Below are 17,696 nucleotides of genomic sequence, written 5' to 3'. Positions count from 1 at the left end.
CGGGGTTCGGGCTGGTCAAGCACCAGGTCGATGCGATGAAGCGCGGCGGGCATTACATGACGATGGATTCGATCGCCGACTTCCGCGAGCTGACCGACATCAAGATCAAGGCCGGGACTACCGGGCTGCTGATGATCGGCGGCGGGGTGCCCAAGAATTTCGCGCAGGACACCGTCGTTTGCGCCGAGATCCTCGGCCCTCCCGACGTCGAGGTGCACAAATATGCGGTGCAGATCACCGTCGCCGACGTGCGCGACGGGGCGTGCTCGTCATCGACGCTGCAGGAGGCGGCGTCGTGGGGCAAGGTGTCGACCGCCTTGGAGCAGATGGTGTTCGCCGAGGCGACCTCGGTGCTGCCGCTGCTGGCCAGCGACGCGTGGCACCGCGGCGCGTGGAAAACCCGCGAGAAGAGGCGCTTCGCCAAGCTGTTCGATTGAAGGTCGTCATCCCGGACGTGATCCGGGATCGATGAACAGCGCACTGGCCATGTTGGACACCGCCGTGTTCATCGATTCCAGCTTTCGCTGGAATGACGGAGAGGTTTGCCGCACACTCCCCTCGTCCTGAGGGGGAGATGCAATCATGAACTACAGCCCAATTCTCGCGCCGGTCGTCGCGCTGGTGGCGTGGACGCTGCTCGTCATGCTGTGGATGGTGGTCGCGCGGATGGGCGAATTTCGCCGCCTCGGGGTCACCTTCGGCAATATCCCGCCGGGCTCGCGCGGGGTCGACCTGGAGGGCCGCGCCGAGCCGCGGGCGCAGTGGAAGTCGCACAATTACAGCCATTTGATGGAGCAGCCGACGATCTTCTATGCGGTCGCGCTGAGCCTCGCGCTGATGGATTTCGGCGGCGGCATCAATTACTATCTCGCGTGGGGCTATGTCGGTCTTCGGGTGGTCCACAGCCTGGTCCAGGGCACGGTCAACGTCGTCCCCATCCGCTTTTCGATCTTCCTGCTCGCCTCGCTGTGCCTGATCGGGCTGACGCTCCACGCCGCGCTCAAGATCGCGCGCGATTGCGGGCTGATCTAGCGCCTGAACGCGGCGGCGAGTTCGACATGGGTCGACCAGCGGAACTGGCCGACCGGCTGGACCCAGGCGAGCGTGAAGCCGCCGTCGGCGAGCGTTCTGGCGTCGCGCGCGAAGGTCGCCGGGTTGCAGCTGACATAGCCGACGCGGCCCCCTGGAGACGCGGCGATTTGCGCGACCTGCTCGGCGGCGCCGGCACGGGGTGGATCGAGCACCACGGCGTCGAATTTTCCTAATTCGCTGGCGTCGAGCGGGCGGCGGTAAAGGTCGCGGTGCTCGACCGCGATGGCGGGCGCGGCGGCTTTCAGCGCCAACACGGCATCGCGCGCGGCCTCGGCGGCGTAGACTTGCCCCGGCAGCGCCAACGCGAAGGTGCCGAGCCCGGCGAACAGGTCGGCGGTGCGCAGCCCCTCCCCCACCGCCTCGCGCATCGCGGCGGTTAGCGCCGCCTCGCCGTCGGCGGTCGCCTGGAGGAAGGCGCCGGGCGGGACGGTTACCGGGGTTCCGGCCAATGTGACTGTCGCCGGCTCGGGCTCGTAGAAGGTTTCGGGCCCAAGTCCCTGGTCGAGGCTAAGGCGCGCGAGCCTATGACGCTCGCAAAAGGCAGTAATCGCCTCGATCGCCGCCAAGCCCTCGGGCTCGACGCCCTTGAGGAGGATGTCGGGGCCCTGGTCGGCGAGGGTCAATTGCACCTCGGCCATGCGGCGCGGCGGGAGCAGGCTGGCGAGCAGGGTGCGCAGCGGAGCGACAAGTAAGAAAATCTCGGGGCGGAGGATGTGGCATTCGCGCATGTCGACGATGCGGTGCGACTTGGCGGCGTTGAAGCCGATCAGCGCGCTGGAGCCGCCGCGGGTGGCGCGCAGGCTGGCGCGGCGGCGGCTGCGCGGGGGGGAGAGATGGGGCGCGCGGATGTCGGTCGTAAGGTCGTGCTGGGCGAGCGCGCCGGCGACGCGTGCGACGAGATAGTCGCGATACGCGACATCGTCGGCGTGCTGGAGCTGGCAGCCGCCGCATTCGGGAAAATGGCGGCATGGCGGCGGTTGGTGGTGCGCGCCGGGCTCGACGCGGTCGTCGTCGTGCAGCAAATCGCCGGGAACCGCAAAGGCGGCGTGGCGGCCGCTCGCCGTGACTCCGTCGCCGCGCGCGGCGATGCGGACGATCGGTTCGGCGCTCACAGCAACGCGATGGCGCGGGGGATCGCGGCGGCGAGGTCGTCGGCGATCATTCCCGGCCCCGCCAGCTCGGCGGCGCGGCCGTGGAGCCAGACGGCGGCACAGGAGGCCTCGAACGGCGCCATGCCGCGCGCGCGCAAAGCGGCGATCATCCCGGCGAGGACGTCGCCGCTGCCCGCGGTGGCGAGCCACGCGGGGGCCGGCGGGGCGAAGCCGAGGCGGCCGTCGGGGGACGCGACGAGGGTGTCGGGGCCTTTGTAGACGATGATCGCGCCCGATTGCCGCGCGGCCTCGAGCGCCCGATCCGCCTTGCTGCCCGCCAGTTCGCCGAAAAGTCCAAAAAATTCGCCTTCGTGGGGGGTGAGGATGGCGTCCTGCCCTTTAAGGCGCTCGGGCTCGCCGACCTGGCCGATGGCGTCGGCGTCGAGCACCTTGGGCGCCTTGCTGGTCAGCGCGAGGGTTAGCAATTGCGGGATGTCGCCCATGCCGGGGCCGACCAGCAGGCAGCCGATGCGCGGATCGTTGATCTCGGCGGTGTCGGTCTGGACTACCGCGGCAGGGAGATTGTCGATCGCGCGCGAGGTGCTGACGCGGACGTAGCCGGCGCCGGCGCGCGCGGCGGCGGTGGCGGCGAGCGCGATTGCCCCGGGCATTGCTCCGGCGAGGCAATGGACCAGCCCGCGGGTGAATTTGTGGCCGGCGGGGTCGAGCGGGGGGAGCTTGGGCGGGGCGATTTCGGACCACGCCGAGGTGGCGGCGATGCCGATGTCGGCGAGCACCACGCGGCCCATGCGGTGCAGCGCGGGGGCGAGGCGGTGGGCGGGCTTGAGCGCGCCGAAAGTGACGGTGAGGTCGAACGCCGGCACCGTGCCGAGCAGCGCGCCGCTGTCGCTCTCGACGCCGCTCGGCAGGTCGCAGGCGACGCGCACCAGCGCGGCTGCGGATAATCTCGAAAGTTGTTGTTGCGCAGCTGGTTCGAGCGCGCGCTTGAGGCCGGTGCCGAACAGGCAGTCGATCAGCAAGGGCGCGGGTGCGGTGCCCTCGCCGAGCGGTTCAACCTCGCCGCTCCATTGCTGGCGCGCCCATTTGGCGGCCTTGATCGCCGGATCGGCCAGCGCCGCCACGCGCACCGCGATCCCGCGCTCCGCCAGGTGCCGCGCCCCGACATAACCGTCGCCGCCGTTGTTGCCCGGCCCGGCGAGGATCAATGTCGGCGTCGGCCCGGCGAAGCGCAGCGCGGCCTCCGCCAGCGCGGCGCCGGCGCGCTCCATCAGCGTCTCGACCGGGGTCCCGGCGTCGATCGCCGCTTGCTCGGCGGCGCGCATCTCGGCGGCGGTGAGGATGGCTCGCATAGGCGCTTCTAGCGCAGGCGGGTCGCCAAGTGCCACCATGCCGTCGGAACCGCTGCCGCGGCGGCGTCGCGTTGGGCAATATTGTCGAACAAGGCGAAGCAGGTCGCGCCGCTGCCCGACATGCGGACGAAGGTCGCATCGGGCTGGTCGCGGAGCCAGGCGAGCATGTCGGCGATCTCGGGCACCAGCGCGGTGGCGGGGGCTTCGAGGTCGTTGCGGCCATCGCGCCAACCGGCGAGCGGGCCGCGGTCGACGCCGTCCCAGCGCGCGAACACCGCTGCGGTCGAGAGGGGCAGGCGCGGGTTGACCAGCAGCACCGGCGTGCCCCCGAGGCCAAGAATGTCGATCGGCGTCAGCTGGTCCCCTGCCCCATCGCCGCGCGCGGGAAGCGCGGCGAGGCAGGCGGGGACGTCCGAGCCGAGCGTCGGCGCGACCTGCTCAGCATGGGCCGCATCGATGTCCCACAGCCGCGTCAGCAGGCGCAGCGCGGCGGCGGCGTCGGCCGAGCCGCCGCCGACCCCCGAGGCGACCGGCAGGCGCTTGTCGAGGCTCAGCGCGGCACCGGCCATGACCGCCGCTGCAAGTTGCAAGGCGCGCGCCGCCTTGAGCACCAGATTATCCTCGCCGAGGCCGCCCGCGAACGGCCCCGACAGCGCCAGCGACACGTCCTCCGCGGGCTCGGCGGTCAGCTCGTCGCCGTCCTCGCAAAAGGCAAAAATGGTCTCGATGCGGTGGCGGCCGTCGGGCAGCTTGCCGCGGACGTGGAGCGCGAGATTGAGCTTGGCCGGGGCGGCTTCGCGTTGGGCGGTCAAGGCGCCGCGCTGGCCGCGGTCAGTCCCGTCTCGAGCTTGGCTTTGAGCCGCGCCGCGATCTCGTCCTCGGCGCCGATCAGCCCGGCCTGCCACGCGAAGCGCGCCTCGAACTTGCGCCCCGCGGTGAACAGTACATCGCCGAGATGCTCGTGGATCTCGGCCTGGCTGGGATCGGCCAAAGCAGCGCGCTGGAGGGTCTCGATCGCTTCCGAAACGCGGCCGCGCTTGAACTGCGCCCAGCCCAGCGAGTCGGTGATCGAGGCGTCGTCGGGGGCGATGTCGCTGGCCTTGCGGATCATCGCCTCGGCGTCGTCGAGGTCCTCGCCGCGCTCCAATTTGGCGTAGCCGAGGAAGTTGAGGATCAGCGGCTGCTCGGGGGCGAGCACCAGCGCCGCCTCCAGCGTGCGGCGCGCCTCGGGCCAGCGGTCGGCCGATTCGAGCGCGCTGGCCTGGAGCAGCAGCAGCGGCCAGCGTTGCTGCGGGCGGTCGGCCTCGGTGCGCGCGAGCGCCTGGCCGTAGGCGGTCGCCGCCTCGGGATAGCGCTTGAGCGCGTTGAACGCGTCGCCGAGCCGGGCGAAGTCGCTGACGTCGGCATTCGGGCGGTGGGCCTCGGCCCACGCCAGCCGCAGCGCCTCGTCGCGGCGGTCGGCGTCGGCCAGCGCGCGCGCCTCGGCATCGCGGGCCTGCGCGGCGAGGCCGTTGCCGTCGGGCACCGAGCGCAGCACCGCGAGCGCTTCGTCGACCCGCCCGGCGTTCTCGAGCAGCACCCCGAGCAGCACCGCCGCCGAGGCGTTGTCGGGCGCGGCATGGCGCGCGACCTGGGCGAGCGCGATCGGCAGATTGCGGCTGTTGTTGCGGTTGAGGTCGATGGCGACGCCCAGCAGCAGCTCGGAAAAGGCCTTGGCGGTGGTGTCGATGACGAGCCCGCTGGAGCGCCCCTCGGCGAGGCGGCGGCGGGCGCGGCCGACCTCGGTGCCGAGCCCGTCGATCATCTCGAGCGCGCGCGGGCGGTCGCCGGCAGCGGCAAACCCGTCGGCGAACGCCATGCGCAGGCGGTGGTCGCGGCCGCCCGCCGCGGCCAGCGCGCGCCGCGCATAGGGCTCGGCGTCGGCGGTGCGCTTGAGCCTGAGCAGCAGCAAGGTGCGCTGCTCGTTGACGAACGGGCCGATCAGGCTGGCGACGGGGATGGTGGCGATGGTGTCGAGCGCGGTGGTGGCATCGCCGCGCTCGGCGGCGTCCCATGATTTGACCAGCAATTCGATCGATTCGAGGCTCGCCTCGGCGTCATTGGCCCCGCCCGACAGCAATCCGGCGATGCGGTTGGTGCGCTTGGCGCGCAATTCGTCGGCGACCAGCAGCAGGCGGGCGTCGATGCCGAGCTGGTCGGGCGGCAGCCGCCGCGCCAAGCGCAGCGCAAGCGCGATATTGCCGGCGCTGATCGCCTCCGCCGCGGCGCGGCGGGCGATGCGGCGGTCGGCGGGGTCGGCCTCGGCCAGCGCGGCGAACAGTTGCGCCGAGCGGGCATGATCGCCGCCGAGCGACGCGGCGCGGGCGACGACATAGGTCTGGTTGGCCTCGCCGGGGAGTTGGGTGCGCGCGCCCGCGGGCATGGCCGCGAGCAACGCTGCCGCCGCTACCGAAACCGTCAGACCAAGGCGCTTACATGTTGGGATAATTCGGTCCTCCGCCGCCTTCGGGCACGACCCAATTGATGTTCTGGGTCGGGTCCTTGATGTCGCACGTCTTGCAGTGGACGCAGTTCTGCGCATTGATCTGCAGCCGCGGGACGCCTTCAGTCCCCTCGACGAACTCATAAACGCCGGCCGGGCAATAACGCTGCTCGGGGCCGTCATATTCGGCGAGGTTGATGACGGTCGGTATGTCGGCGTCCTTGAGCGTCAGGTGAACCGGCTGGTCCTCGGCGTGGTTGGTGTTGGAGATGAACACCGACGACAGGCGGTCGAAGGTCAGCACGCCGTCGGGCTTGGGGTAGGCGATCGGCCGCACCGCGTCCTTGCGCTTCAAGCGCGTGTGGTCGGCGTGGTGCTTGAGCGTCCACGGCACGCCGATGCCCAATTGGCCGAGCCACATGTCGAGCCCGGCGTAGAGCGTGCCGACGATGCCGCCCCACCGCGCCACCGCCGGCTGGGCGTTGCGCACGGTCTTCAGTTCCTTGACGATCCAGCTTTTGTGGAGGGCAGCCGGATAGGCGTCGAGCACCGGCGCGGGGGTGTCGCCGCCGAGCGCGTCGAACGCCGCTTCGGCCGCCAGCATCGCCGATTTCATCGCGGTGTGGGTGCCCTTGATCCGCGGCACGTTGACGAACCCCGCCGAGCACCCGATCAGCGCGCCGCCGGGGAACACCAATTTGGGAATCGCCTGGTAGCCGCCCTCGTTGATCGCTCGGGCGCCGTACGACACCCGCTTGCCGCCCTCGATCTCGGCGCGGATCGCGGGGTGGGTCTTCCACCGCTGCATTTCCTCGAACGGCGAGAGATAGGGATTGTCGTAATCGAGCGCGACGACGAAGCCCAAGGCGACCTGGCCGTTGTCCTGGTGGTAGAGGAAGCCGCCGCCCCACGCTTCGTCGAGCGGCCAGCCCTGGCTGTGAATCACTCGCCCAGGCTTATGCTTGTCGGCAGGGACGTCCCACAACTCCTTGACGCCGAGGCCATAAACCTGCGGCCCGCTATCCTCGCGCAGTTTGAAGATTTCGCTCAGCCGCTTGGTCAGATGGCCGCGCGCGCCCTCCGCGAAGAAGGTGTAGCGGGCATGCAGCTCCATCCCCGGCTGGTAGTCGGCGCGGTGGCTGCCGTCGCGCGCGACCCCCATGTCACCGGTCGCCACGCCCTTCACCGAGCCGTCGTCGTGGAACAGGATTTCGGCGGCCGCGAAGCCGGGGAAGATCTCGACCCCGAGCTCTTCGGCCTGCCCCGCGAGCCAGCGGCAGAAATTGCCGAGGCTGGCGGTATATGTGCCCTTGTTGTGCATGAACGGCGGCATCAGCCATTCGGGCATCCGCCATTTCTTCCTGGCCGACAGCACCCAGTGGATGTTCTCGGTCACCGGAACGGTCAGCGGCGAGCCCTTGTCCTTCCACTCGGGGATCAGCTCATCGAGCGCCTTGGGGTCGATCACCGCGCCGGACAGGATGTGGGCGCCGATCTCGCCGCCTTTCTCGAGCACGCACACCGACACCTCGCGGCCCTTCTCGGCGGCCAAATGCTTGAGGCGGATCGCGGCGCTGAGCCCGGCCGGGCCGCCGCCGACGACGACCACATCGTACTGCATCGACTCGCGCTCGCTCATCACGATCCTTTCGTCGCGCCGCCAAGGCGCCTCGCCCGCGACAGCCCTGCCAATTCCTTGACCGCGCCGTCAATGGCCACGAGGGTGGCGGCGATGGGCGGGGACAGCAATCACTTCAGCACGGCTGAGGCGGCGAGCGCGCTCGGCTGGTGGCTCGAGGCCGGGGTCGACGCCGCCGTCCAGGAGGCCCCGCGCGACTGGCTCAAGCCCACGCCGGCGCCGGTCGCGGCAGTCGCCGAGGCGATTGCGCCGCCTGTCCGCGATGCCGAGCCGCTGCCCGACACGCTCGATTTGTTCCGCGACTGGCTGACGTCATCGGCCGCGCTGCCGCTGGCGGGCGCGGGGGCCAAGCGCATCCTGCCCCACGGCGCCGAGGGCGCGCCGTTGATGCTGATCGCCGAAATGCCGGGCCCCGACGATGCCGCCGCCGGGCGCCCGATCGGCGGCGAGGCGTGGGCGCTGGTGACGCGGATGCTGGCGGCGATCGGGATTGCCGCCGACGACGCCTATTGCGCCTCGCTCGCCTGCTTCCACGCGCCGGGCGCGAAGCTCGGCGCGAGCGAACTGGCCGAATGCGCCGAGATCGCGCGGCGGCACATCGCGCTGGCGCGGCCGCAGCGGCTGCTGCTGCTCGGCGACGCCCCGGCCCGCGCCCTGCTCGGCAAGCCGCTGCCCGCCGCGCGCGGCCACGCCACCAAGGTCGAGGGGGTGCGCACGGTGGTTACCTTTCATCCACGCTTTTTGATGCAACAACCGTCGAACAAGGCGCTGGCGTGGCGCGACCTGCTGCTGCTGATGGAGGATGAGGCGTGAGGGCTTTCTGGCTGGCGACCGCGGCGGTGTGGGCGGCGTCCCCTGCGCTGGCGCAGAGCGGCGACCCGCTTGCCCCGCTGACGACCGAGCCCGCGCCGCAGGAAGCGCCGGCGCCGACCGTCCCCGTCCCCGCTCCAGCGCCAACCGTCCAGCTTCCCCCGCCGCCGCCCGTCCTGGTCATCCCGCGCGACTGGCGCGGGGTGTTTTCGGCGATCCGCGCCGGCGACTGGCGCGCCGCCGAGGCCGGCATCGCCACCCTCCCCGCCGATGTCCTGACCCCGGTCGCCAAGGCCGAGCTGTACACCGCCAAAGGTTCGCCCGCGGTCGATCTGCCGCGCTTGCTGGCGCTGCTTGCGGAAGCCCCCGAGCTGCCTCAGGCCGAGCAAATATCGCGGCTGGCGATTGCCCGGGGCGCGATCACTTTGCCCCCGATCTACCCGCGCCAGCCGGTCGTCATGCTCGGCTCGGCCCCGGGCCGGACGCGCGCCCGCGCGGTCTCGGGCGAGCCGCTCGCCGACCAGTTGCGCGCGCAGATCGAGCCGATGCTGAGCGACGCCGACGACGCGCCCGGCGCCGAATCGCTGCTAATCAGCTACGCGCCGAGCCTGTCGTACGAAGCGCGCGCCGAAGCGTCGCAGCGCATCGCCTGGACCTATTACCGCCTCGGGCGCGATCCCGACGCGCGGCGGCTGGCCGATTCGGGGCGGCTCGGCGCGGTCGGCGAGTGGGCGGCACACTCGGCATGGGTGTCGGGGCTGGCGTCATGGCGGCTGAGCGATTGCGAGGCGGCCTCGCGCGCATTCCGCGAAGTGGTCGCCAACACCCGCGAGCGCGAGCTTGCCGCGGGCGCTTATTACTGGATGGCGCGCTCCGAGCAGGCCTGCCGCCGCCCGCGCGCGGTGGCGCCGCTGATGAAGGCGGCGGCGCGCTCGGCAGAGAGTTTTTACGGGCTGATCGCGCGCGCCACGCTCGGAATGGACACGCATTTGCCGCCCGACCCGCACAATTATGCGGCGCGGGTCGAGGGGCTGCCCAACGTCCGCCGCTCGGTCGAGCTGGTGCGGCTCGGCGAGCGCTGGCTGGGCGAAGAGATGCTGCGCCACCAGGCGCGCATCGGGCGCGCCGAGGAGCATCACGGACTGATCGAGTTTGCCAAACGGCTCGACCTCGCCGGCGCGCAATTCTGGCTTGCGCACAACGGCCAGCGCGGTGCGGTCGCCGACCCCCAGGACCGCTATCCCGCGCCGCGCTGGACGCCGCTGACCGGATGGCGCGTCGATCCGGCGCTGGCGTTCGCCCACATCATCCAGGAATCGACCTTCCGCGCCGACGCAGTGAGCCCGGTCGGCGCGACCGGCCTGATGCAGGTCAGCCCCGGAACCGAGCAGGACATGGCGCGCCATCGCGGCCTCAATTATTCGCGCGGCACGCTGACCGACCCCGCGACCAACCTCGAATATGGCCAGAGCTTCATCGAGCTGATCCGCCGCTCGGCCTATACCGGCGGGCAGCTCCCCAAAGTGATCGCCGCCTATAACGCCGGCCCGCTGCCGGTCGGGCGCTGGGCAAGCATCTACGACAAGGGTGATCCCTTGCTGTGGATCGAGAGCATTCCGTACTGGGAGACGCGCTATTACGTCCCCGCGGTCTTGCGCAACATGTGGGTCTACCAGGGCCTCAACCGCACCGCGACGCCGAGCCTCAGCGCGCTCGCCCAGCACCGCTGGCCGACCTTCCCGACCGGCATGACGAGGCTCGCCGAGCAGTAGGAATTCGGGACGGATCGCGCCCGCTTAGGCCGCATCCGGAACCGGCAAATCCGCGGCCCGTTATGCGCTCATGGTGCGTGCCGCCGCCTTCGCTGGATTGATCGCGCTGACCAGCGCCGCGCCAGCCGCCGCCGAGCCCGTCCGCAAGCCCCTCGACCTGAGCATTCCGCGTACCGCGTTTGACGACGACGGGGCAGCCGCCAAGCGGCGCGGAGTGATCGCGGGGGTCGAGCTGGCGCCCGACGCGGCGGTTGGCTTCGGCGTGTTCAACGCCGCGCCCAAGCCCAGCCTGTCGACCTCCGACGAGAAATTGTTCGGGGGCCCGCGCAAATCGCGCAAGGCGGGGGTCGGCCTGTCGCTCAAATTCTGAGCCGTTTTCGCCCCAACTGTTCTTGATATGTTCTCGCCTGTTGCGTAGACTCGCACGATGCCGGTCGAGTCGATCAACGGGCGCGGGGCGACGCGCAATGCGACCCCGACGCGGTTCAACCTGCCCGAGCGGCTGGTCGAAGGCGAATGGCTCGACAGCGTTGAGGCGCTCGATGGCGTGCCCCAGCGGCGGACCAGCGTCACGATCGAAGTGCCGCGCTCGATACTGACCCGCAACAACTCGCCCGACATCGGCTTCGACCGCTCGGTCAATGCGTTTCGCGGCTGCGAGCATGGCTGCGTCTATTGCTTTGCGCGGCCGACCCATGCGTTTCACGACCTGTCGCCAGGCGTCGATTTCGAATCGCGCCTGTTCGTCAAGACCAACGCCGCGCAATTGCTCCACGCCGCGCTGTCGCGGCCCGGCTACGAATGCGCGCCGATCGCGATGGGCACCAACACCGATCCCTACCAGCCGATCGAGGAGCGGTTTCGCGTCACCCGCTCGCTGATCGAGCTGCTGGTCGAGACCCGCCACCCGTTCTCGATCACCACCAAGTCCGACCGGGTTTTGCGCGACCTCGATCTGCTCGCTCCCGCGGCCGAGCTGGGGATTGTCGCGGTGGCGATTTCGGTGACGTCACTGGACCCCGCGATTAGCCGCACGCTCGAGCCGCGCGCGCCGTCGGGCCGCAAGCGGATCGCGGCGATCAAGGCGCTCAACGACGCCGGGGTGCCGTGCCACGTCGCGATCGCCCCGGTCATCCCGCAGATCACCGACCACGAACTGGAGGCGATCGTCGAGGCCGCCGCCGGCGCCGGCGCGCGCGGCGGTTTCTATCTCCCGGTGCGCCTGCCGCACGAGGTCGCGCCGCTGTTCCGCGCGTGGCTCGATACCCACCACCCCGACCGCGCGGGCAAGGTGATGGCGACCATCCGCTCACTGCGCGGGGGCAAGGACAACGACCCCAATTTCTTCAGCCGGATGCGCGGCCAGGGGCCGTGGGCCTACTTGCTGCGCACCCGCTTCGAGCTCGCCGCACGCAAGCACGGCCTGCCCGCGGCCAAATTCCCGCTGCGCCGCGACCTGTTCCGCCCGCCCGAGGGCGCGCAGATGCGGCTGTTGTAGCGGCGCGCGCGCGGCTATGGAGGCGGTTCAATCGATCACGGAGACCATCATGCGCCTCGCTTTCGCTTTGCCCATCCTGCTGCTCGGCGCCTGCCAGGTGACCAAGGACGACGCCAATGATTCGGTCAGCGTCGAGTACAACCAGGGTCTCGCCGAGAACGCCGCCGCCGATGTCGGCAACGCCGCCGAGGCGGTCGCCAACGACATCGCCAACGACGTCGCGCGGACCGGCGACAAGATCGAGAACAAGGTCGGCGATGTCGATGTCGACGTCGATGTCAGCCGCGATGCCCCAGCCAACACCGCCGCCAATTCGAATTAGGTTTGGCGGCGGCCCGCGCGCGCTGCTAGGGGCGCGACCGGCGGGGAGTGGCGCAGCCCGGTAGCGCGTCTGCTTTGGGAGCAGAGGGTCGCAGGTTCGAATCCTGTCTCCCCGACCATCGCAATCATAGGCCGTCCGGGGGACGGCCGTGCTGATTGCGATTTGAAAACGCCTGTCCGGGGGACAGGCGAGCTTCGACGATCACAGCGTCCGAACGGCGGCTTGGCGATGCCTGCCTGCCCCGCTACGCTCGCCCGCGCCGGGCGGGGCCTGTAGCTCAATGGTAGAGCCGGCCGCTCATAACGGCTAGGTTGGGGGTTCGAGTCCCTCCGGGCCCACCGGCGTTTTTCTCGCGCAAACTAATGCTGCGGGAGGGTCAGCGTCAGGCGGCCGCCGCCGACGATCAAATCGCCCCCGGCGAGATGGGCGAGGCCGCGCACCAGGTGCAACCAGAAGGCCGCGCCGAGCTCATTGTCGCCGCCGTCGATCGCCCCGGCGATCGCCTCCCCCGAGAGCATGGTCAGCGCGTGCGGGCGGGTCATCGCGATGCGGCACTGGCCGGCCTCGACGCTGAACTCGATGCGCAGTTGCTCGCCGGGCTCGGCGGCGTCGATCAGCGCCGCGCAGAAGCGCCGCACCAGCCGCTCGCCGAGCGCCGGGTCGATCGCGCAGCTGATCGCGTCCGAGCCCGGCTCGACGGTCAGCGGCACGTCGCGCTCGGCGGCGCGGCGGGTCAGTTCGCCGAGCATGTCGCCGACCAGTTGCTGGAGATTGGCGGTGGTGCCGCGCTGGCCCTGCCCGGAGCGCAGCTTGGCGGCGAGGTCGAGGTCGTCGATGGCGGCCAGCAGCAGCGTCGCCTGGTCGACGATGTCGCGCGCCCGCGCCCGGTACGGCCGCTGCGCCGGGCCGAGGTACTGGCCGTCGATAATCTCGGCGAACCCGATGATCGCAGTCAGCGGGGTCTTCAGTTCGTGGACCAGCTCGCGGATCGAATCATGGTCGCTAAGCCCGCCGTCGCCGGCGGCTGCGGCCGGCTTGCGCACGGCGATCCCGCGGTACCCCGCGAAGCGCCCGTCGGCGGGCTCGAACGCGGGCATGCCGGTCAGGCTCCATTCGCCCGCCACCGCCCCTTCGCCGAGGAAGCTCAGGCTCGCTTCGTGGAACGGCGCGCGCATGGCGAAGGCGCGGCCGATCGCCGGGTCGGCCGCCGCCTCGTCGCCGGGGCGGGTCAGCGAGCGCCCGACCAGCGCGCCGCGCGGCACCCCTTCGACCCACGCAATCTCGCCCGACGGCGCGCATTCCCAGCGGAACAGCGCAGCCATTGCGCCGGGGACCGGCTGGAGCGGGCGGTCGGCGGCGATGTCGCGCCGGTCGGGCTGCTGGCGCGACTGGCGCAGGCGCTCGATCCGCGCGACCACCTCGCTGATCGAGGGGATGCCGGCGTCGAGCAGCGGCCCGACCGGTTCGGGTGCCGCGGGCTGAGCCGGGGCAGCGGGCGGCCGGGCATCCTGCCACGGCTGCGGCGGCTGCTGGCGTGGCGGCGCGGTCCCGGCAGCGCCAGCCAGCTCGGGATGGAGGCCTTCAAGAAAGCGGCGGTTGGCCGGGCTCGCGGCGGCATGCACCACCCGCCAGCTGGCCGGCGACATCGCCGCGGCGCCGAGGACGGGGGCGGCGATTTCCAGCGTGTCGGTGGCGAATGCCGCGACCAGTTCGGCACGCAAGTCGAGCCCGGCGATGGCGCGCGCGGCGGCCGCGCGGACCGCGGGATCGATCGCGGGCGCCTCGACATGGATCGCGGCCAGCGCCCGGGCGACGACGTCGTTGGCCGGCTCGTGCCCCGAGCGCGCGAGCAGCTCGACCAGCTGGCGCCAGCGCACCGCGCGGTCGTGCGGGTCGCTCGCCGGCTGGTCCAGGACGGTGGTCAGGCGGTCGTCAAAATGCACTGGCTATGCCGCTTCCCTTGCGCGCGGGGGAGATCGAGCAGCCGGTCTATGCGAGCGCGGGCCGGGCGGAAGGTGGCGCGCGCCAACCGTACCATGATGGGACATGGTTTTCAGCGCGGTAACGATACCTTGGTTGCGCCACGAAAAAGGGCGCCGGCTTGCCGCCGACGCCCTTGATCGCAAGCGAATGGCGGCTCAGGCGCCGAGCGACAGATAGGTTAGCCAGTATTTCGCGAGCTCGGCGCGCGGGCCGGCCACCGCGCTGAGCGCGGCGGTTGCCCCGGCCTTGTCGCCCTGCCGCGCCAGCGCCATGCCGAGGTGGAGGTTGATGAGATCGGCGTCGGCGCCGCTCTTGGGCAGCGCGGCGCGGTACAGCTCGGCCGCTTTGGCATAGTCGCCATAGCTGAAATAGGCGTCGGCGATGGCCACCGCGGGCTTGGCGGTCGCCCCTGCCCGCGCGGTCGCGGCGCCGGCATCGAGCGAGGCGCGGTCGCCGGCCGCCTTGGCTGTCGCCTTGGCCAACAAGTCGCGGAAGATCTCCTTCTTGGGGTCGATCTTGCCCGCCGCGCCGCCTTCCTCGATCACCGCCTTGGCTTCGCCCGGATAGCCCTTGGTGAACGCGCCATAGGCATAGCGGTGGAACTCGGCCTCGCTGGTCAGCGCCTGGGTGGCGCGGGCAAGGCGCAGCATGTCGAGCGAATTGCTGTCGTCGAGCGCGGCGAGATTGTCGTAGATGCGCAAACTGTCGCGCCAGCTGACCGGCCCCGGATAGGCCTTGACCCAGTCGCGGCTCAATTCGAGCGTGACCGGCAATTTGCCCTTGTAGGCGAGCGCCACGGCGCGCCGGTACCAATCCTCGGGCGCCTTGGTGCCGGTGGCGTTGCGCGCCGCGATGCCCTTGCGGATGAGGTCGACCCCGGCGCCGACCTGGCCCTGGGTGACGCGGGTTTCGCCGAGCTCGATCAGATAGTCGTAATTATTGGGGTTGGCGGCGAGCCCGCGCTCGAGCGCCGCGGCCGCCTTGTCGTGCTGGCCGAGCGTCTTGTAGGTCTTGCCCAGCACCAGGTTGAGCTGCTGGGTTTCGGCCGCGTCGGCCAGCCCCGAGGCGAGCACCGCCTCGATCGCCGAGGCGATCCCGGCATTGTCCTTGGCGGCGATCGCGGCCTGCAGGCGCAGGCTGCCGAGCATGTAACGGTCGTCATTGTTCTTGGCCACCGCCTCGGCGGCAGCGATCTTGGCCGGGATCGTCGCGGTGTCGTTGGCGGCAACCGCGGTCTGCAATTCGGTGAGCGCCTTCTTGGCCCCGCCCGAGACCTTGAGCAGCCGCTTGGGCTTGGCCGGGTCCTCGACGATCTGGGCCACCGGCGCGGCCTGCTGCGGCTGCGGCGCGGGGGTGCGGTATTGCGCGGCGGCGGCGGAGGTACAGAGGGCAAGCGCAAGCCCGATGCTGGTGGTGACTGGCTTCATGGTTTCTCTCCCGTCCGGGCCGACCGGCCGACCCGCTGAATTTGCGTGGATTTCGCGGGCGCCATAAACCGCCCCCGCGGCCTCGCCAAGCGGCATTGGCGCGGACCGCGGGCGGCGCTCCCACGCGCGCCCACGGGCGGGCACGCGTGCGTACGCGCGGGGTGGCGCCCGCGCCGCTCATCGGCTAGACCGCTAAGCGCAGGGGGAGCGCAGGGTTTGCGCGCCCCGCCAGCGTATCAGCTCTAACGATCAGGACACACAGACTTGGCCACCGAACCGCCGGTCGACGACCGCAGCGACATCCCCGACGACGGCCCGCCCAGCGGCGGCGGCGACAGCGCGATCGCCAACATCTCGATCGTCGACGAGATGAAGACCTCGTACCTCGATTACGCGATGTCGGTGATCGTCAGCCGCGCCTTGCCCGACGTCCGCGACGGGCTGAAGCCGGTCCACCGCCGCATCCTCTACGCGTGCCAGGAAGCCGGCTATGTCGCCGGTCGGCCGTACCGCAAGTCGAGCCGCATCGTCGGCGACGTGATGGGTAAATATCACCCGCACGGCGACAGCGCGATTTACGACGCGCTGGCGCGGATGACCCAGAGCTGGTCGATGCGCGTGCCGCTGATCGACGGCCAGGGCAATTTCGGCTCGATGGACCCCGACCCCCCGGCGGCGATGCGCTACACCGAGGCGCGGCTGGCCAAGGTCGCCAATTTCCTGCTCGGCGACATCGACAAGGACACCGTCGCCTTCCAGCCCAATTACGATGCCAGCGAGCGCGAGCCGCAGGTGCTCCCCGCGCGCTTCCCCAATTTGCTGGTCAACGGCGCGGGCGGAATCGCGGTGGGGATGGCGACCAACATCCCGCCGCATAACTTGGGCGAGGTGCTCAACGCCTGCCGCGCCTACCTCGACGACCCCGCGATCAGCTCGGAAGGGCTGATGGAGCATGTCCTCGGACCCGATTTCCCGACCGCGCCGATCATCCTCGGCACCGCCGGAATCCGCGCCGCCTACACCACCGGGCGCGGCTCGATCCTGATGCGCAGCCGCGCCCATGTCGAGGAAGGCCGCGGCGAGCGCCGCTCGATCGTCTTGACCGCAATCCCCTACCAGGTCGGCAAGAACGGGCTGGTCGAGAAGATCGCCGAAGCGGCCAAGGACAAGCGCATCGAGGGCGTCAGCGACATCCGCGACGAATCCAACCGCTTGGGCGTGCGCATCGTCATCGAGCTGAAGCGCGACGCCACCCCCGAGGTCGTGCTCAACCAATTGTGGCGCCACACCCCGGCGCAATCCTCGTTCCCCGCCAACATGCTGGCGATCCGCGGCGGGCGCCCCGAAACGCTGATGCTGCGCGACATCATCGAGGCGTTCGTCAAATTCCGCGAGGAAGTGATCACGCGGCGCTCGAAGCATGAATTGCTCAAAGCCCGCGAGCGCGCCCACATTTTGCTCGGGCTGGTGGTCGCGGTGACCAACCTCGACGAGGTGGTCAAATTGATCCGCGGCTCGGCGAGCCCGGCCGAGGCGCGCGAGAAACTGCTTTCCCGGGAGTGGGACGGCGATCCGATCCGCCCCTACATCCAGCTGGTCGAGGCGGTCGAGCCGCAGGCCGCGGGCGACACCTACAAGCTCAGCGAAGCGCAGGTGAAGGCGATCCTCGAGCTGCGACTGCACCGCCTCACCGCGCTTGGCCGCGACGAGATCGGCAATGAGTTGAAGGGCCTCGCCGTGACCATCGGCGAATTGCTCGAGATCCTCGGCAATCGCGTTCGGCTGTTCGAGGTGATGCGCGCCGAGTTCGACGAGGTCGAGGCCGAGTTCGCCACCCCGCGCGTGTCCGAGATCGCCGCCGCCGCCGACGGCATCGACGACGAGGATTTGATCGAGCGCGAGGACATGGTCGTGACGGTCACTTTGACCGGCTACATCAAGCGCACCCCGCTCGCTCTGTTCCGCGAGCAGAAGCGCGGCGGCAAGGGCCGCTCGGGGATGGCGACCAAGGACGAGGACGCGATCACCAATCTGTTCGTCACCTCGACCCACAATCCGGTGCTGTTCTTCTCCTCCGCCGGCAAGGTCTACCGGATGAAGGTGTGGCGGCTGCCCGAGGGCGGCCCGACCGCCAAGGGCCGGCCGATGCTCAACCTGCTGCCGCTGGCCGAGGGCGAGACGATCTCGACCGTGCTGCCGCTGCCCGAGGA

Annotated in this window: 15 protein-coding genes and 2 tRNA genes; 10 read left to right on the top strand and 7 right to left on the bottom strand. The window is 70.6% G+C overall.

Going from position 1 to position 17,696, the window contains the following annotated elements; translation table 11 throughout:
* A partial coding sequence (locus RMP08_RS10600) for a deoxyhypusine synthase family protein (RefSeq protein WP_310468967.1) occupies window positions 1-437 on the top strand: 437 nt, incomplete at its 5' end.
* A 145-nt stretch (window positions 438-582) separates the two neighbouring features.
* On the top strand, window positions 583-1,032 hold the full coding sequence (locus RMP08_RS10595) for an MAPEG family protein (protein WP_310468966.1): 450 nt from the start codon (window positions 583-585) through the stop codon (window positions 1,030-1,032).
* Here RMP08_RS10595 and RMP08_RS10590 read toward each other — a convergent pair.
* From RMP08_RS10590 to RMP08_RS10570, 5 genes are read right to left on the bottom strand one after another with little or no spacing between them, the layout of a single operon-like run.
* Window positions 1,029-2,204 carry a class I SAM-dependent RNA methyltransferase gene (locus RMP08_RS10590; RefSeq protein WP_310468965.1) on the bottom strand — a complete coding sequence of 392 codons (1,176 nt, stop codon included), beginning with the start codon at window positions 2,202-2,204 and terminating at the stop codon, window positions 1,029-1,031. The genes RMP08_RS10595 and RMP08_RS10590 overlap by 4 nt on opposite strands.
* Window positions 2,201-3,553 (bottom strand): NAD(P)H-hydrate dehydratase, encoded by a 1,353-nt coding sequence (locus RMP08_RS10585; RefSeq protein ID WP_310468964.1) that lies wholly within the window; start codon window positions 3,551-3,553, stop codon window positions 2,201-2,203. The genes RMP08_RS10590 and RMP08_RS10585 overlap by 4 nt, the downstream gene beginning before the upstream one ends.
* An 8-nt stretch (window positions 3,554-3,561) precedes the next feature.
* The gene (locus tag RMP08_RS10580) at window positions 3,562-4,365 is read right to left on the bottom strand and encodes a 4-(cytidine 5'-diphospho)-2-C-methyl-D-erythritol kinase (RefSeq protein WP_310468963.1); all 804 of its coding nucleotides are present in this window, start codon (window positions 4,363-4,365) and stop codon (window positions 3,562-3,564) included.
* Window positions 4,362-5,975, bottom strand: a complete 1,614-nt coding sequence (locus tag RMP08_RS10575; protein WP_310468962.1) for a tetratricopeptide repeat protein — start codon at window positions 5,973-5,975, stop codon at window positions 4,362-4,364. The genes RMP08_RS10580 and RMP08_RS10575 overlap by 4 nt, the downstream gene beginning before the upstream one ends.
* A 49-nt stretch (window positions 5,976-6,024) precedes the next feature.
* The gene (locus tag RMP08_RS10570) at window positions 6,025-7,674 is read right to left on the bottom strand and encodes an electron transfer flavoprotein-ubiquinone oxidoreductase (protein ID WP_310468961.1); all 1,650 of its coding nucleotides are present in this window, start codon (window positions 7,672-7,674) and stop codon (window positions 6,025-6,027) included.
* A 72-nt stretch (window positions 7,675-7,746) separates the two neighbouring features.
* Between RMP08_RS10570 and RMP08_RS10565 the strand changes: the two genes are divergently transcribed.
* The 7 genes from RMP08_RS10565 (at window position 7,747) to RMP08_RS10535 (ending at window position 12,414) form a co-directional block, all read left to right on the top strand.
* Window positions 7,747-8,487 carry a uracil-DNA glycosylase family protein gene (locus tag RMP08_RS10565; RefSeq protein ID WP_310468960.1) on the top strand — a complete coding sequence of 247 codons (741 nt, stop codon included), beginning with the start codon at window positions 7,747-7,749 and terminating at the stop codon, window positions 8,485-8,487.
* Window positions 8,484-10,256 (top strand): lytic transglycosylase domain-containing protein, encoded by a 1,773-nt coding sequence (locus RMP08_RS10560; protein WP_310468959.1) that lies wholly within the window; start codon window positions 8,484-8,486, stop codon window positions 10,254-10,256. The genes RMP08_RS10565 and RMP08_RS10560 overlap by 4 nt, the downstream gene beginning before the upstream one ends.
* A gap of 73 nt (window positions 10,257-10,329) precedes the next feature.
* Complete coding sequence (locus RMP08_RS10555; protein ID WP_310468958.1) at window positions 10,330-10,626, top strand: hypothetical protein; 297 nt, start codon at window positions 10,330-10,332, stop codon at window positions 10,624-10,626.
* A 57-nt stretch (window positions 10,627-10,683) separates the two neighbouring features.
* Entirely contained in the window at window positions 10,684-11,754 is a 1,071-nt protein-coding gene (locus RMP08_RS10550) for a PA0069 family radical SAM protein (protein WP_310468957.1), read from the top strand.
* A 49-nt stretch (window positions 11,755-11,803) separates the two neighbouring features.
* Window positions 11,804-12,076 carry a hypothetical protein gene (locus RMP08_RS10545; RefSeq protein ID WP_310468956.1) on the top strand — a complete coding sequence of 91 codons (273 nt, stop codon included), beginning with the start codon at window positions 11,804-11,806 and terminating at the stop codon, window positions 12,074-12,076.
* Between the two features lie 41 nt (window positions 12,077-12,117).
* Window positions 12,118-12,194, top strand: a tRNA-Pro gene (locus RMP08_RS10540).
* A gap of 148 nt (window positions 12,195-12,342) precedes the next feature.
* Window positions 12,343-12,414: transfer RNA gene (locus RMP08_RS10535), tRNA-Ile, on the top strand.
* A 21-nt stretch (window positions 12,415-12,435) separates the two neighbouring features.
* Here the strand turns inward: RMP08_RS10535 and RMP08_RS10530 are convergent.
* Both RMP08_RS10530 and RMP08_RS10525 read right to left on the bottom strand, forming a co-directional pair.
* The gene (locus RMP08_RS10530) at window positions 12,436-14,019 is read right to left on the bottom strand and encodes a histidine kinase dimerization/phospho-acceptor domain-containing protein (protein ID WP_310468955.1); all 1,584 of its coding nucleotides are present in this window, start codon (window positions 14,017-14,019) and stop codon (window positions 12,436-12,438) included.
* 195 nt (window positions 14,020-14,214) lie between these two features.
* Entirely contained in the window at window positions 14,215-15,486 is a 1,272-nt protein-coding gene (locus tag RMP08_RS10525) for a tetratricopeptide repeat protein (protein ID WP_310468954.1), read from the bottom strand.
* 300 nt (window positions 15,487-15,786) lie between these two features.
* Here RMP08_RS10525 and gyrA point away from each other — a divergent pair.
* Window positions 15,787-17,696: DNA gyrase subunit A (gene gyrA, locus RMP08_RS10520; RefSeq protein WP_310468968.1), on the top strand; the 1,910-nt coding region annotated here is incomplete at its 3' end.

This window comes from Sphingomonas sp. (assembly GCF_031426035.1).
Taxonomy (GTDB): Bacteria; Pseudomonadota; Alphaproteobacteria; order Sphingomonadales; family Sphingomonadaceae; genus Sphingomicrobium.
Note: the sequence above shows the minus strand (reverse complement) of the source record. Positions and strands in the feature narration are given on the sequence as shown.

Excerpts from the sequence above, each read along its gene's own strand:
- RMP08_RS10595 (WP_310468966.1), top strand. The coding sequence starts at position 583 with ATGAACTACAGCCCAATTCTCGCGCCGGTCGTCGCGCTGGTGGCGTGG.
- RMP08_RS10585 (WP_310468964.1), bottom strand. The coding sequence starts at position 3,553 with ATGCGAGCCATCCTCACCGCCGCCGAGATGCGCGCCGCCGAGCAAGCG.
- RMP08_RS10575 (WP_310468962.1), bottom strand. The coding sequence starts at position 5,975 with ATGCCCGCGGGCGCGCGCACCCAACTCCCCGGCGAGGCCAACCAGACC.
- RMP08_RS10570 (WP_310468961.1), bottom strand. The coding sequence starts at position 7,674 with ATGAGCGAGCGCGAGTCGATGCAGTACGATGTGGTCGTCGTCGGCGGC.
- RMP08_RS10565 (WP_310468960.1), top strand. The coding sequence starts at position 7,747 with ATGGCCACGAGGGTGGCGGCGATGGGCGGGGACAGCAATCACTTCAGC.
- RMP08_RS10550 (WP_310468957.1), top strand. The coding sequence starts at position 10,684 with ATGCCGGTCGAGTCGATCAACGGGCGCGGGGCGACGCGCAATGCGACC.
- RMP08_RS10545 (WP_310468956.1), top strand. The coding sequence starts at position 11,804 with ATGCGCCTCGCTTTCGCTTTGCCCATCCTGCTGCTCGGCGCCTGCCAG.
- RMP08_RS10525 (WP_310468954.1), bottom strand. The coding sequence starts at position 15,486 with ATGAAGCCAGTCACCACCAGCATCGGGCTTGCGCTTGCCCTCTGTACC.